Genomic DNA, 13,860 nt, shown 5'->3' on the forward strand with positions numbered 1-13,860 from the left:
CGCGCAAAGCCCTTCGGACCTGGACCGTCCAGGCAACCGTCTTCATCCGTTGCGGGGGCAGTTGAACACCTTCTGGGCCGTAAATGTTTCGGGCAACTGGCGTTTGGTGTTCCGTTTTATCGGTACTGATGTCGAGCTGGTCGATTATCTGGACTATCACTAAGGGGCTGAAACCATGCCTATGCACAACCCACCCCACCCCGGCGAAGCCCTGCGCGAAGACGTCCTGCCCGCCATCGGCATGAACGTCTCTTCCCTGGCCCGCCACCTTGGCTATTCACGTGGTCAGTTATCCACAGTGCTCAACGGCCATGCAGCCATTTCAGCCGACCTGGCCTATCGCCTCGAACTGGCCGGTCTTGGCAGTGCCCGGCAGTATCTGGCCGAGCAGGCGGCCTACGACCTGTGGCAGGCCGCGCACCGCGAGCATCCACCCATCGAGCGGCTGGCGTTAGCCTGAGCGTCAATCCTCATCCGACGCAAACAACCGCTCCAGCTCCACCCGCGCTTCCTTGGCCGTCTGCATCACCTTGGCCCGGTCATCGCGCACATGCCCCTGGGCCTCCAGCACCTGCTCGTCATGCTCGGTGAAGCGGGCGATGCGATCCGCCGCCTGGGCCTCCGTCAGCCCCAGCCCGACCAGCGCCCGCCGGCTCATCTCCAGGCTGGAATGGTAAGTCTCGCGAATCGGCTCGGCGCCCACGTCCACCAGCTTGTGCACATGCTGGCGGTTGCGTGCCCGGGCGATGACCTTCAGGTGCGGGTACAGGCGCTTGACCCGCTCCGCGGTGCGGGTCGCGGCCTCGGGGTCGTCGATGGTGATGATCACGTACTCCGCATCGCCGACCTTGGCCGCATGCAACACCTCGGTGCGCGACGGGTCGCCGTAGAACACCGGCACCTGCTCGAACATGCGGGTCATCTCGATGGTGTCCACCGAGGTTTCCAGGGCGACGAAGGGGATCTTCTGCGCCCGCAGGATGCGCGCGACGATCTGGCCCATGCGGCCCATGCCGACGATCACCACCCGTGGCGTGCCGGCGTCGATCTGCTTGTACTGCTCGGGCACTTCCCGGGCCGGTTGCGGGCGCTTGAGGGCGCGGGCGCAGCCGATCATCAGCAGCGGGGTGAGGGCCATCGACAGGGTGATGGTCATCAGCAGCAGGTCGTAGGTCAGGGTGTCGAACAGGCCCTGGTCCTTGCCCAGCTTGAACACCACGAAGGCAAATTCGCCACCGGCCGCCAGCACCATGCCCAGGCGCAGGGCGCTGGCGCTGTTCAGGCCCCCGGCGATGCGGCCGACGCCGATCAGCAGCACCAGTTTCACCGCGATCAACAGCACGGTCATGCCCAGCAGCACCAGCGGCATTTCCAGCAGCAGACGCAGGTTGGCGCCCATGCCGACACTGATGAAGAACAGCCCCAGCAGCAGGCCCTTGAACGGTTCGATCTGCGCTTCCAGTTCGTGGCGGTACTCGGAGTCGGCCAGCAGCAGGCCGGCGAGGAAGGCGCCCAGGGCCATGGAAATACCGGCTTCCTCCATCAGCCAGGCAGTGCCAATCACCACCAGCAACGCGGTGGCGGTGGACACCTCCGGCAGGCCGGTGCGGGCGACGGTGCGAAACAGCGGGCGCAGCAGGTAGCGGCCGCCGACGATGACGATGGCGATGCTGGCGAACACCTTCAGGCCATGTTCGAAGCTGTCGCCTTGGCTGGTGTCCGGGCCGCTGGCGGCCAGCAGCGGCACCAGGGCGATCAGCGGGATCGCGGCGATGTCCTGGAACAGCAGGATGGCGAAGGCCAGGCGGCCGTGGGGCGCGTTGAGCTGCTTGCTCTCGGCCAGGCTCTGCAGGCCCAGGGCGGTGGACGACAGCGCCAGGCCCAGGCCGAGCACGATGGCCGCCGGCAGGCTTTGGCTGAAGCCGAACAGGGCGATGGCGCCGAGCGCCGCGCCGGTCAGGACCACCTGCGCGGTGCCGACGCCGAACACCGACTTGCGCATCAGCCACAGGCGCCGGGGCGACAGCTCCAGGCCGATGATGAACAGCAGCAGGACAACGCCCAGCTCGGAGATGTGCGCGACGCTCTCGGTGTCGCGGATCAGTCCCAGGGCCTGCGGGCCGATGGCCACGCCGGCCAGCAGGTAGCCGAGCACGGCGCCCAGTTGCAGGCGCTTGGCCAGGGGCACGGCGACCACGGCGGCGAGGAGGAAGATGACGGCGGTTTGTAGAAGGCTGCCTTCGTGTGGCATTGCTCGGACTCCTTGAACTGCGTGCGGCAGCGATTGATGCAACAGCTTATGCCATCGATGAAAGAGGCGGGCATTTTCGGGCGGGGAGCGAAACAGGACAATCCCGGGGTTACAGGAAGCAGCGTTCTGAAAGTGGGACCTTTGCCGAATCCATCGCGGGGCAAGCCCGCTCCCACGCAGGTCTTAATCCTTGCGTGGGAGCGGGCTTGCCCCGCGATGGTTATCGGCTACTTATTGCAGATGGGTTTTCAAGGCCTGCGCTGCCTGGTCCATGGCACTGCGCACACTGGGCACGCTGCTCAGTACGTTGAGCAGGCCGTAGTCATGGATCAGGCCGTTGTAGCGCACGGCGGTCACCGGTACCCCGGCGGCGTCCAGCTTGCGGGCATAGGCTTCGCCTTCGTCGCGCAGCACATCCATCTCGGCGGTCTGCACCAGGGCCGGCGGCAGGCCTTTCAACTGCTCGAGACTGGCGCGCAGCGGCGAGGCATGGATGTCGTCGCGCTGGCGCGGGTCGGTGGTGTAGTTGTTCCAGAACCACTGCATCATGTTGCGGGTCAGGAAGTGGCCTTCGGCGAACTGGTTATACGACGCGTTGTTGAAGTTGGCGTCGGTCACCGGCCACAGCAGGGCCTGGAAGCGCAGCTTCGGCGTGCCGGCCTCCTTGGCCTTGATCGCCACCACCGCAGCCATGTTGCCGCCGACGCTGTTGCCGGCCACCGCCAGGCGGCTGCCATCCACGCCGATCTCCTGGCCGTGCTCGGCGACCCAGCGGGTGGCGGCATAGGCCTGGTTGATCGCGGTGGGGAACCTGGCTTCCGGCGATGGCGTGTAGTCGACGTACACCGCCGCCGCACCGGAGCCCACCACCAGGTCACGGATCAGGCGTTCGTGGGTGGGGTAGTCGCCTAGCACCCAGCCGCCGCCGTGGAAGAACATGAACACTGGCAGTTCACCCTTGGCGCCTTCGGGCCGCACCACGCGGATCTCCAGCGGCTGGCCGTCGGCCTGGATGGTCCGGCGTTCGACGCGGATCCCCGACACATCGACCTTCACCCCGGCCTGGGCCCCGCTCAGTACCGCGCGGGCATCCTTGGGCGAGAGGGTTTCCAGCGGCTTGCCGCCACCAGCGGCCAGGGCCTCGAGGAAGCCCTGGGTGGTGTGCTCGACGCCGGGGCTGCCGGCGGCGAAGGCGCTGTTCACGGCGAGGGCCAGCAGGCCTGCGGTCAGGGTGTGGGACAGTTTCATGTTCTAGCTCCTTTGGCGGGTGAGTCGCGGCTCAGTTCTGGTTGGCGAGGACGGTGGGTTGCACGTAGCTCACGGCGCGCAACTGGCCGCTGCTGTCGCGGTAGGTCAGGGTGGCGGTGCTGGCCTGGCCTTGAGCACTGGCGGGTGCATCGACGCTGACGACCTTGGCGATGTCCAGATCCATGCCGTAGCGGTACGGGGTGGCTTCGCTGGCGAAGCTGGCGGCGCTGGTGCCGAGGGCCAGGGTGGTGACGGTGAGGGCGAAGGCTTTGCGAAGGGTCATGATCGTTCTCCAGGTTCTGCTGAGTGGGATTGGCGACTGCTTGCTGCTTGAGTCGAATATTGCGCGCTAATATTTAGCGTGCAAAATAAATTTCCACTATGACGCTGATCGAGAGTGTCTTGGAGAGAGGTCTTGGCCGCGATGCAGCTGTGTATGAGTTGGTGGCTTAGTTTGGTTCTGTGGCGGCGGGTCTTGCGCGAGCACCCGCGTAGCTGGTGCCAAGCACCGCGGTGCCTGTTTCGCGGGTAAACCCGCTCCCACAGGGACCGCGCCGTGCTTTTGAGGCAGAACCAGGTGCTCTAGGGCGGCATTGCAATGCTTGCGCAATGACTGCGTCAGCCTATCGCCAAGCGTTGCCAGCGGCCCATGCGCTCACGGCTGGCCGTCGAAATGCGGAGCTCCGTGACATCACGAAGCCCGCATGCTCATCTTGTCAGGCTGGTGTAGGGCGCCAGCACAGAGTTACCGCGTGAACTGCAGTAACCCGCTGGCCGCTGAACGGGTCAGCTTGTCGCCATAGGGTTTGTCGCTCTCCTTCCATTTCAGGTTGCCGGCAGCATCAGGCATCCCTCAAGGGCTGACGCGTTCGGCGATACGTTTGTCGCCGAGGTAGATGTACTCGGTAAGGGTCGCGCCATCGAGTTCGATGAGCTGCTTGCCGTCGATATCATGCATTTCGTACACCTTGCGTCCGGCCTTGGTCACGCTGCTGCGTTGATTGGCGGCGTCGTACTGGTACTCGACCTTGCTGGCGGCCACGGCGCAATTGATGCACACCAGGTTGGGCACGTCGTCATAGGTGTAGGTGGTGCCTGCGCTGCTGGCGATGTTGCCGTAGGCGTCGTAGGCGAAGCCGCCGGCGCGCTGGCCACTGACCGAGGCCAGGCGGTTCTGGGCGTCATAGGCGTAATTGAGGCTGGTTGCGCCATAGGTCTGCTTGAGCAGGTTGCCGACGCCGTCATAGCTGATGCTGCCTGCCCCCCAGTAGCCCGCGGCACCGGTCAGGCGGTTGATGCCGTCGTAATCGAGCGTGCGGTTGAAGCTACTGTCGAGGGCGTCGTGGATGGTCGTCAGGTTGCCGGTACTGTCGTACGTGTAGGCGCTGCTGCCATAGGTGGCGCCGCCGGTCTTGGCGGTGGCGAAGGTCGCCGGCCACAGCCTTGGCGTCTGGGTGTAGGTGGTCGTGGTGCCGTTGGCATAGGTGATCTGGTTGATCATCCCAGAGGGCCAGTAGCTGACGTTGCTGACGTAGCCAGACACCATCGTCGGGCGGCCGAGGGCATCCGGGGCGTAATTGACCACCCTCGCGGACTGCGGGTAGGTGATGCTGGCGAGCTGGTTGTTGGCGTTGTAGCCGTAGCTGGCGGTGAAGGTCTTGCCGTCGAGGGTCAGGCTCTGCTGGAGCAGGTTACCCGCGGCGTCATAGGCCATGGTTCGATTGCCACCGCTGCTGGTGCTGGCCAGAAGCTTGCCGGTCTTGTCGTAGGTGTTGCTGACGGCGGGGGTCGTCCCAGGGTAGATCACGCTTTTGAGGCGGTTCTGGCCATCATGGCCATAACGGGTAATGCCGGAGGCTCCGACCTGCTTGCTGATCATGTTGCCGGCCGCGTCACGGCCATACACGGTCTGACCGGTTTCCGGGTTGGATGTGCTGGTCAGATAACCGTTGGCGTTGTAGCCGTAGGTGCGGGTGAGGCCCCCCTGCGTGACCGAGGTGACACGGTTTGCCGCATCACGGGTGAGGACGATGTTTGCGCTTGGCTCGGGGGCGCTGATGGCCATCAATTGCGATTGGTTCGGATTGCCGTAACCTCGATAGGTTTCGGTGGTGGTCTTGCCTCGCTCGTCGGTGATGGCGCGAGTCGCCGCGCCATAAGCGATGGTTTTGTAGCTGTTGTCGGCGTTGGTCACGCGGATGACACGACCAAGGACGTCGTACTGGTAGTGAGTGCCCGTCGTGGCCCCAGGGTCGGAAACGAAGGTGCGACGGCCAAGGCCGTCATAGGCATAACGGGTGGTGATGCCGCCCAGTGCGACGCTGGCGACACGACCGAACGGGTCATACTGGACAACTTCGAGCAAATTGCCGCGCGCGATGGTTTTGCTGGTGGCTGCATAGGTGGTGATTTCAGCGTTGCCCAGCGGGGGTGTCTCTGCGGTTACGCGTCTCAAGCCATCGTAGGTAAAGCGGGTCGTCTTTCCTTCACCGTTGGTCAGGGCAGTGACGTTGCCGCCGTCATCGACGACGCGAGTGAGCGTGACACCTTCGGGCTGAACTTCGGTCTGGGAGATGCCGCGCTTGTAGTTGGAATAGCTATGCACGTGGTTGCCAGGCAGTGTTTTGCTGGCGAGGTTGCCGAGGCCATCGTAGGTGTACGAGGTGGTCACGCCGTCGCGTGTTTCACTGAGCATGCGTCCGGAGGCATCGTAGGACCAGCTCGAGGCCCCCGCTTGGGAGTTTTCGCTTTTGGGCTTGCCGATGATCCATTTGCTTGGATCGTTATGGTAGGTGTAGGTGGTCGTTCGAGTACCGCCGCCTGGCCCTGTTTCGACTTTTACACCCGGTTTTCCATACTCATCGTAGTTTGTATAACGGGTCGTGAATAAGGCGCCATCAGCATTGATGCTCCTGGATTCAATGTCGCCAGCCCAGACTTTCTCATCAAGGAAAAAGCCAAGCTCCATCATGTTCAACGTTTTGTCGAGAAAAACACGCTTCTGGTATGTGTACGTTTCGGAGTAGCGATCGCCGCGTGTGATGGAGACCGGCAGGCCCACTCGCCAGAGGTTGTTCTCGAACCCCGATGGCGCATCTGCAACGTAGCCAAACCCATAGAACTGATAGACCTCTGTTCCTGCTGGGCCTTTGATCGTGGTCGTGTCATAGGCGCCGACGCCACCGCGGGTATACGAGTACTGCCAGACCGACCCGTCGGAAAGTTCTTTCTTGGCTACGTATACGTTGGTTTTTGTATGGCTGTTGGTTGAAAAATATTGATGGCCATAGGTGTATGAGGTAACACCGCCTAAAGGGTTTCTGACACTGGATAGTTTTCTGCGGCTGATGGTGTCGGTGTTGAGTGGGTTGATGGGGGTGACGGTATTTCTCTGGTCGGACAAGGCAAATTGGTAAGCGCCGCCGTAATAGGTATAGGACCAGCTGTACTCACCGCCTGGCAGCGTGACTTTTGAAAGCGCGGAACTGGCGCTCGCAGAGTCTGCAGAGTACGCGTAACTCCAGGTGTTGCCCTGCTGGTCGACCATGGACAAAAGCCGGCCGGTCGTGCTGTCGTAGCTCAATTCAAGCGATCTGCCATCGCTCGACTTAATACTTGTCAGCACGCTTGTGGGGAGTTCGAAGTACGAAGGGCGCTCGCCAGATATTCCTTCAAAAGTGGGATATTTGCTAACGCCAGGTATGGGCCACTTGGGAATCGGTTTTCCAAGGTCTTTATAGGTGAACGTTAACGTGTTCCCGGAGGCATCCGTGGCAGACAAGGCATCCAGGTAGGTGATGGTCTTGACCGGCGGCTCGGTGGGCATACGGTCTGGACCAGTCAGGATCCGGTCCAGGTTGTTGTAGAAGACCCTGCCAATCTTCGAGTTGGAGAATGCGCCGAAACTATAGTGCCTGCCGTCGGGCGAGTACGCGCTGAGGTTGCCACCGGTGCAAGTGGCTTTCCAGTTCCCCTTGGAGTAGGCGGTATAGTTTCCCGCCAGGTAGAGGCGTTCAACATCCCCATTAGGGGTTTCGATGAAAATGGTGTTTTGCGTGCTGTTGGCATTACCTTCCGATGCGCCGCTAGGCACGGCTGCACCGCTGCATAACATATGCAGTCCTACATTATGGTAGTTCGCGCCTCTGTATTGATTGGTGGCAGGCTGCCACAGGATGCTGAAGTTGTTTTCAGAGTAAATGCGTGGGCTGGATGACAGTCGCCAGCCAGGTCCCAATGCGGCCCAGTTGAAGGACTGAAGATAGGTAGTGGTTGAGTTCGTCGAGAGCGAGTTGCTGTCATACGATCGAACGACTTCGATATCCATGCCCGCAGGGCCAGGAATTGAAACATCTACATATTTCAATCGCAACCCACCGGTCCAACGGTCTACATCGTTGGTGTCTAGTTTCGCCAGCGAGAAAAACTTGTCCAGCTTGGGTGCGGCAGCGGCGGCATTCCACTCGGCAGCCATGCCAGGTCCAACCTGGCAGGCTAGCAAAGTAGCAAAAAGCATACGAATGTTACGGCGTTTCATAGTAGATCCTAACTCCATGATCTAGGTCTTGCACGGGCTGATGCTTCATGTGCGCTGTTAGTGGCTATTTGTGACCTGTAACTCTTCTGGCTGAGGCTTCCCGGGATTATGAGCGAGTTTGGCGTGGCGTAGTGTGTAAGGAAGCGTGCTTGCCGGATTTAAAATATTAAATCGGCACCATGCCTAAGATTTATTTCGCATGCGTTCGTAATGCAGGTGCCTAATTGGAACATGTGCCAAGTCAATACATCTTATTTGTATTGGTAGTTATTCGATTGTGCTTGCTTGGTGCCCAAGGCAGGTCTTCGGCATATTGGAAATAAGGCAGGGGCTCTCTCAGGCAGGCATGAGAGGAGAGGGGGTATTTGCGGCAAAATTCTTCGCTCCATGAAAACGCTGGATCAGGCTGCTCGCATCATGCGACTCGAAACCAGGATGGGACCGCATGTTATGTGTAATGATACCTATTTGCAACTTCCGGGAGGGCACCAAACCGCGTGTTGCCGGTGACATCATGTTCAACTGCCAGATCAGCATTTCATGTCCGTGCCTATGACCTTTTGCATGCGGTGGGCATGACAGGCTCGACCTCGATCTCGGCACTCTGAAGCTGTGATTACCGACGCTGGCGCTTCTCGACCGTTGGCAAACAATGCATGTCGGCGAGTCAGGCACTGGGTCGGTACTGCAACGCCTCCGCCAGATGCCGCCTGGCAATGGCATGCGCCCCCTCGAGGTCCGCCAGTGTGCGGGCGACCTTCAGTAGCCGGTGCGCTGCCCGCAGCGACAGCGTCAGGCGTTCGCAGGCCTGCTCCAACCAGGCCTGGTCAACAGGTTCCAGCGGGCAGTGTCGGCGCAACCCCTTGAGGTCGAGAAACGCATTGGCGCAGCCCTGTCGGCGTTGTTGCAGCTGCCGTGCCTCGGCTACCTGCAGGCCAACGCTGGCGCTGGTCTCGCCGCTGGGCTGATGGGTCAGCACGGTACTTTCCCGGGCCACCGTCAGGTGCAGGTCGATGCGGTCGAGCAAGGGGCCGGAGAGCTTGTTGCGGTAGCGCTGGATTTGCTCGCTGCTGCAACGGCAGCGGCCGGTGGGGTCGCCCAGGTAGCCGCAGGGGCAGGGGTTCATCGCCGCCACCAGCTGAAAGCGCGCTGGAAAGCGCACCCGATCCTTGGCCCGGGCCACCACGATCTCGCCGGACTCCAGCGGCTCGCGCAGCACCTCCAGCACACGCCGTTCGAATTCGGGCAACTCGTCGAGAAACAAGACGCCATGGTGCGCCAGGGTGATCTCGCCGGGCTGCGGGCGGCTGCCACCGCCCACTAGTGCCGGGCCGGAGGCGGAGTGGTGCGGATGGCGAAATGGCCTCTGTGGCCAGCAGTCGAGCGGGGCATGGCCGCTGACCGAGCGAATCGCCGCCACCTCCAGCGCCTCGCGCTCGTCCAGCGGTGGCAGCAGCCCAGGCAGGCGGCTGGCGAGCAGGGTCTTGCCGGTGCCCGGCGGGCCGGTGAACAGCAGGTTGTGCGCGCCGGCCGCGGCCACCAGCAGGGCGCGCTTGGCCGCGAACTGGCCCTGGACTTCGCTGAGGTCGGGATAAGGGCGTTGCTCCAGCAACAGGCCGTTGGCCGCGTAGGGAGACAACGTCGGCTGCCCGTTGAGGTGGGCCACCAGCTCTTGCAGATGACCCACCGCATACACCACAAGGCCGCTGGCCAGGCAGGCCTCTTCGGCGTTCTCCCGGGGCACTACCAGGGCCCTGCCGGCGTCCCGAGCCGCCAGCGCGGCGGGCAGCACGCCGTTCACCGGGCGCAGCGCGCCGGACAGGGCCAGTTCGCCCAGGCATTCGATATCACCGAGCATGCCCACCGGCACCTGGCCATTGGCGGCGAGGATGCCCAAGGCGATGGCCAGGTCGTAGCGGCCACCGTCCTTGGGCAGGTCGGCGGGGGCGAGGTTCTGGGTGATGCGCCGGGCGGGGTAGTCCAGCCCGGAATTGACGATGGCGCTGCGCACCCGATCCTTGCTCTCCTTGACCGTGGCCTCCGGCAGGCCGACCAGGGTGAGGGTGGGCAGGCCGTTGGCCAGGTGGGTTTCGACGCTCACGGCGGGCGCCTGCACGCCGACCTGGGCGCGGCTGTGGACAAGGGCGAGGGACATGGAACACTCCGTGCTGACTGGCAAAGGCCGCGTCCTGCGGCCCGGCAAAGCTTAGTGGCGTGCGCCGGGCTGAGGCCGGAAAGAATGCATCGGGGTTTTTCGCAAGGCGCGGTCACGGCGCGGGCTGCTTGCTGTCGGCGGGGCTGCCGAGCATCATGCCTCGAAAATGTCGTGCCACCGCCAGCCGATCCCGGCGCTGGCACGCGTGCCAATAAAAGCCTGGATAGAGAAACGATGATCGACAAAACGGATGAGCAGATCCTTCAGATCCTGAAGCATAACGCCCGCACCAGCCTGGCCGAGATCGCTCGCCGGGTACACAAGTCGCGGACTGCCGTCGAATCGCGTATCAACCGGCTGCTGGAGAGCGGCAAGATCCTCAAGTTCACCATCGAACTGGCGCAGGACGTGCGATCCAGCAACCAGACGGCGTTTCTCCTGCTGACCTTCAGGGACAAGAAGTGCCATGAGGTCTTCCCCTTGCTGAAAGTGATGCCGGGCGTGGTGCGCGGCTACTCGATCTTCGGCGAGCTCGACATGATCCTGGAAGTGAACTACGTACGGTTCGAGGAACTGATGCAGCTGAAGGAGCGCATCACGGCGCTGGAGGCTGTCGCCGAGATCGTCGTCAACCCGGTTCTGAAGGTGTGGCAATAATGACTAACGGATAGTGAAAATTACTATCGACACCTGCGTTTTTGCACTTACTTGCTATTTGGACGCGTTGTTAGAATTGCCCAACTCTTGGTTCTTTGTTCTCAATGGACGGGTTGGGTAATGATAGGGACAATCAAAAATCAGCAGCATGATAGTGTCGGTAATCATCTGTTTCAGGCACTGAGTTTTTATGGCGGTTCTTCGCACTTCTCTTCCGCCACTCGCTTTTATAGTCATTCACCGTTCTTTCGCCCCAGTCGCCCGCAGGACATCAGCGAGTCGCTGTTGAATGATTCGGCGTCGGTCAATGACCTGGCGAGTAACAACTATCTGCTGGCGCAGCGCTTGTTGTTGAATATCTATGAGCAAGACCTGGTATTCCTGCCCCAGGCGCCGAACAAACTGGACCTGCAGGAGTTCAAGAGCTTCTACGATCCGGAGCTGGCGGCCTGCGGCAAGCTCATTCGCCCGGCACTGGAGCATTTCGTCTTCGATTGGCTGGAAAAGGAAGTCGACATCAGCGGCCCTTGGTGCCTGGACGCATTCCTGACCCACACCCAGCAGGTGCTCGACGACATCGCCAAGGGTGAATCCAGCCTGCACCGGGAACTGACCGGCAGCCGGAATCCGCAGCAGGCGGCCAGGTACTTCCTGGTGCAGTGCGCCGGCGATTTCCTGAGCGAAGCCTCGGCCATGGCGCGCAATGTATTGGGTAACTTTGGCAGCCATACCAGTGAACTGTTCAAGATACTCATCGATGAATATGGCTATGGCGTCGACGAGAAGAAACACAGTTCCATTTTCGAAGAAATGTTGAAGCAGGCCGGGTTGTCACACCATATTCATCACTATTGGCAGTTCTATAGCGCTTCTTCGCTCGCGCTGATCAATTACTTCCATTATGTGTCCGCCAACCATGGCTCGCTGTTCCGCTATATTGGCGCCATGTATTTCACCGAGGCGACACTGGCCTTCACCACGCGCCATCAGTCGCGCGCGATCAAGGACGTATTCGCTGGCAGCGTGCCGACGCTTTATTTCGACGAGCACAATCATATCGATGTGCACCATGGCCGCATGGCGCTGCACAAGTTGATCATTCCGCTGGTGAAGCAATATGGCGACGCCATCATTCCCGACCTGCTGCGTGGCTTCGAGGAGTTCCGGCTGCTGCAGGACAAGGCGGATGCGGAAATGTACAGCCATATTCACTGGCATGACCGTCTGGCCGAATGCCAGGCCCAGGCCGCGGCGTTGCGCCCGCTGCGCACGCCCGACATGTTCTTCAAGGAGCTGCGCGGCGAGCTGTCGGTCACCCACGTCCACCCTGTCGACGAACTGTTCTGGGTCGAAGAGGGGCAGCTGGAGTTCGTCGCCGGTCCTGAACAGAAGATCGTGCTCAATGCCGGCGAAGGCATCGTGATCCCCAAGGGCATGCTGCATGGCACCTTGGTGCTCAGTGACAGCTGCGATTATTCGGTGACGGCCCTGGGAGCGCAGGCATGAAGGTTTTCCACAGCCCAGACGCGGCGATCAACCGGGTGCAGGTGGGCGAGACCCTGTACTTCCGCAACAGCGGGCCGAAAGGCGCGCAGTTCCTGCCCGCGACCTGCCCGCACCGGGGCGGCCCCCTGCACCTGGGCAAGGCCTCCGGCGATGGCCAGGACATCGTCTGCCCGTGGCATGACATCCCCTACAAGACTTGTCGGCTGGAGCGCAAGGCACTGGTCAGCGTGAGGGTCGGCAATCAGTTGTCGTTCATCGTGCCCCACGCCGTGCCAGTCGAAACCTGGCAAGTGCTGTGAGCCACCAAGGAGCAGGCCAATGAAGACCAAGACATCCCTCACGACCTTCTACGCGACGGTCACTTTGTTCACCGCCCTCGACATGGCCATGGTCATCGCCATGGTCTGGTACGGGCTGAAAGTTACCGGGTCGGCGGTGCTGCTGGGGACCACGCTGTGCGTGGCGACTCTGGTGCCCTATATCGTCGAGCGTGTCATGGCCCGTTTCGGGCGCGTGACCCTGAGCATGCGGCGGCTGGTACTCACCCGTCTGATCATCTTCGCCGCGGTGGGGCTGCTGAGCCTGACCTCGGTGATCCAGGTCCCGGTGGGCTTCCTGCTGATAGCCTTCCTGGTCGGCATGACCGACTACTTCACCATCAGCACCCTGGAAGCCAGCAACACCAAGCTGGTCCTGGCCGGAAAGCTGAGCAGCGACGCGTCGTCGCGGCTGATGCAGACGTCGATCCAGATCGGCGCGTTCGGCGGCGCCTTGCTAGGGGGCGTGGTGGTCGATGCCTTCAGCCTGACGGCCGTGCTGCAGGGTATCTCCCTGGTGGCCATCGGTTCGCTGGCGTTGGCTTTCGTGCTCGATGAGCATCAGCAGCCAGAGGAGGGCGACAGCGTGTCGGTCGAGTCGCGCCCTGCGCGCCAGGCGATACCCGGCAAGATCGTCATGCTCATCGTTGCGCTGGGCATGATCGGCTTCCATATCGGTGCCTTCAACAGCCTGGTGCCGATCGTGTTCCAGCAACTCAACAGCTGGAGCGCCGCGCAGTTCGGCATCGCCAGCGGGCTCGCCGGGCTCGGCGCCTTCAGCGCCGCCGTGCTGACCCGAGTGCGTCTACCGTATCTGCTGTGCCTGGCGTTCATCGTCGCGGCCGACGCGCTGATCGTGTTCGCGCAGAGCACGGTGCTGATTGGCATCGCCACCTTTGGTCTGGGCTTCTCCATCAACTACCTGCGTATCGCGTTGCGCAAACACCTGATCGAGGCGGCCGCGGACAGTGCCACGGCGGACACCTTCGCGTCGCAGAGTGCGTTCGTCTACCTGATGCTCAGTGGCTCCGCGCCGATGTTGCTGACGTTGCTGGCCTCGGCCAGCGTGTTCGGCCTCGACGCGGCCCGCCCGCTGATGATTTGCGCCGCGTTGCTCCTGGGCCTGGCAGCGCTGGGTTGGCAGCTGGCGTCTTCTCGTTCACCTTCTGTGGCAACGGAGTAAAAAGTC

Annotated in this window: 11 protein-coding genes; 6 read left to right on the plus strand and 5 right to left on the minus strand. The window is 62.0% G+C overall.

Annotated features, from left to right (window positions below):
* On the plus strand, positions 1-163 hold a 163-nt coding region (locus N5D48_RS14650; RefSeq protein WP_279885486.1), incomplete at its 5' end, for a type II toxin-antitoxin system RelE/ParE family toxin.
* A gap of 12 nt (positions 164-175) precedes the next feature.
* Complete coding sequence (locus tag N5D48_RS14655) at positions 176-460, plus strand: HigA family addiction module antitoxin (protein ID WP_279885415.1); 285 nt, start codon at positions 176-178, stop codon at positions 458-460.
* A 3-nt stretch (positions 461-463) separates the two neighbouring features.
* Here N5D48_RS14655 and N5D48_RS14660 read toward each other — a convergent pair whose 3' ends face one another.
* The 5 genes from N5D48_RS14660 to N5D48_RS14680 form a co-directional block, all read right to left on the minus strand.
* Positions 464-2,251, minus strand: a complete 1,788-nt coding sequence (locus N5D48_RS14660) for a monovalent cation:proton antiporter-2 (CPA2) family protein (RefSeq protein ID WP_279885417.1) — start codon at positions 2,249-2,251, stop codon at positions 464-466.
* Positions 2,252-2,482: 231 nt separating this feature from the next.
* The gene (locus tag N5D48_RS14665) at positions 2,483-3,499 is read right to left on the minus strand and encodes an alpha/beta hydrolase (RefSeq protein ID WP_279885419.1); all 1,017 of its coding nucleotides are present in this window, start codon (positions 3,497-3,499) and stop codon (positions 2,483-2,485) included.
* A gap of 31 nt (positions 3,500-3,530) precedes the next feature.
* Positions 3,531-3,782, minus strand: coding sequence for a DUF2790 domain-containing protein (locus N5D48_RS14670; RefSeq protein WP_279885421.1), 252 nt, complete (start codon positions 3,780-3,782; stop codon positions 3,531-3,533).
* A gap of 570 nt (positions 3,783-4,352) precedes the next feature.
* Positions 4,353-8,036, minus strand: coding sequence for a hypothetical protein (locus N5D48_RS14675; RefSeq protein ID WP_279885423.1), 3,684 nt, complete (start codon positions 8,034-8,036; stop codon positions 4,353-4,355).
* Positions 8,037-8,703: 667 nt separating this feature from the next.
* Entirely contained in the window at positions 8,704-10,191 is a 1,488-nt protein-coding gene (locus N5D48_RS14680; protein ID WP_279885426.1) for a YifB family Mg chelatase-like AAA ATPase, read from the minus strand.
* A 234-nt stretch (positions 10,192-10,425) separates the two neighbouring features.
* Between N5D48_RS14680 and N5D48_RS14685 the strand changes: the two genes are divergently transcribed.
* The 4 genes from N5D48_RS14685 to N5D48_RS14700 are packed head-to-tail and all read left to right on the plus strand — an operon-like array spanning position 10,426 to position 13,854.
* Positions 10,426-10,848, plus strand: a complete 423-nt coding sequence (locus tag N5D48_RS14685) for an AsnC family transcriptional regulator (protein WP_279885429.1) — start codon at positions 10,426-10,428, stop codon at positions 10,846-10,848.
* Between the two features lie 51 nt (positions 10,849-10,899).
* Positions 10,900-12,354, plus strand: a complete 1,455-nt coding sequence (locus N5D48_RS14690) for an iron-containing redox enzyme family protein (RefSeq protein WP_279885431.1) — start codon at positions 10,900-10,902, stop codon at positions 12,352-12,354.
* Positions 12,351-12,653, plus strand: coding sequence for a Rieske 2Fe-2S domain-containing protein (locus tag N5D48_RS14695; protein ID WP_279885433.1), 303 nt, complete (start codon positions 12,351-12,353; stop codon positions 12,651-12,653). The genes N5D48_RS14690 and N5D48_RS14695 overlap by 4 nt, the downstream gene beginning before the upstream one ends.
* A gap of 19 nt (positions 12,654-12,672) precedes the next feature.
* A complete protein-coding gene (locus N5D48_RS14700) occupies positions 12,673-13,854 on the plus strand; it encodes a hypothetical protein (RefSeq protein ID WP_279885436.1) in 1,182 nt (393 codons plus the stop codon).
* Positions 13,855-13,860: the final 6 nt, after the last annotated feature.

The sequence above is a fragment of the Pseudomonas sp. GD03858 genome (assembly GCF_029840925.1).
In the GTDB taxonomy this organism is placed as follows: Bacteria; Pseudomonadota; Gammaproteobacteria; order Pseudomonadales; family Pseudomonadaceae; genus Aquipseudomonas.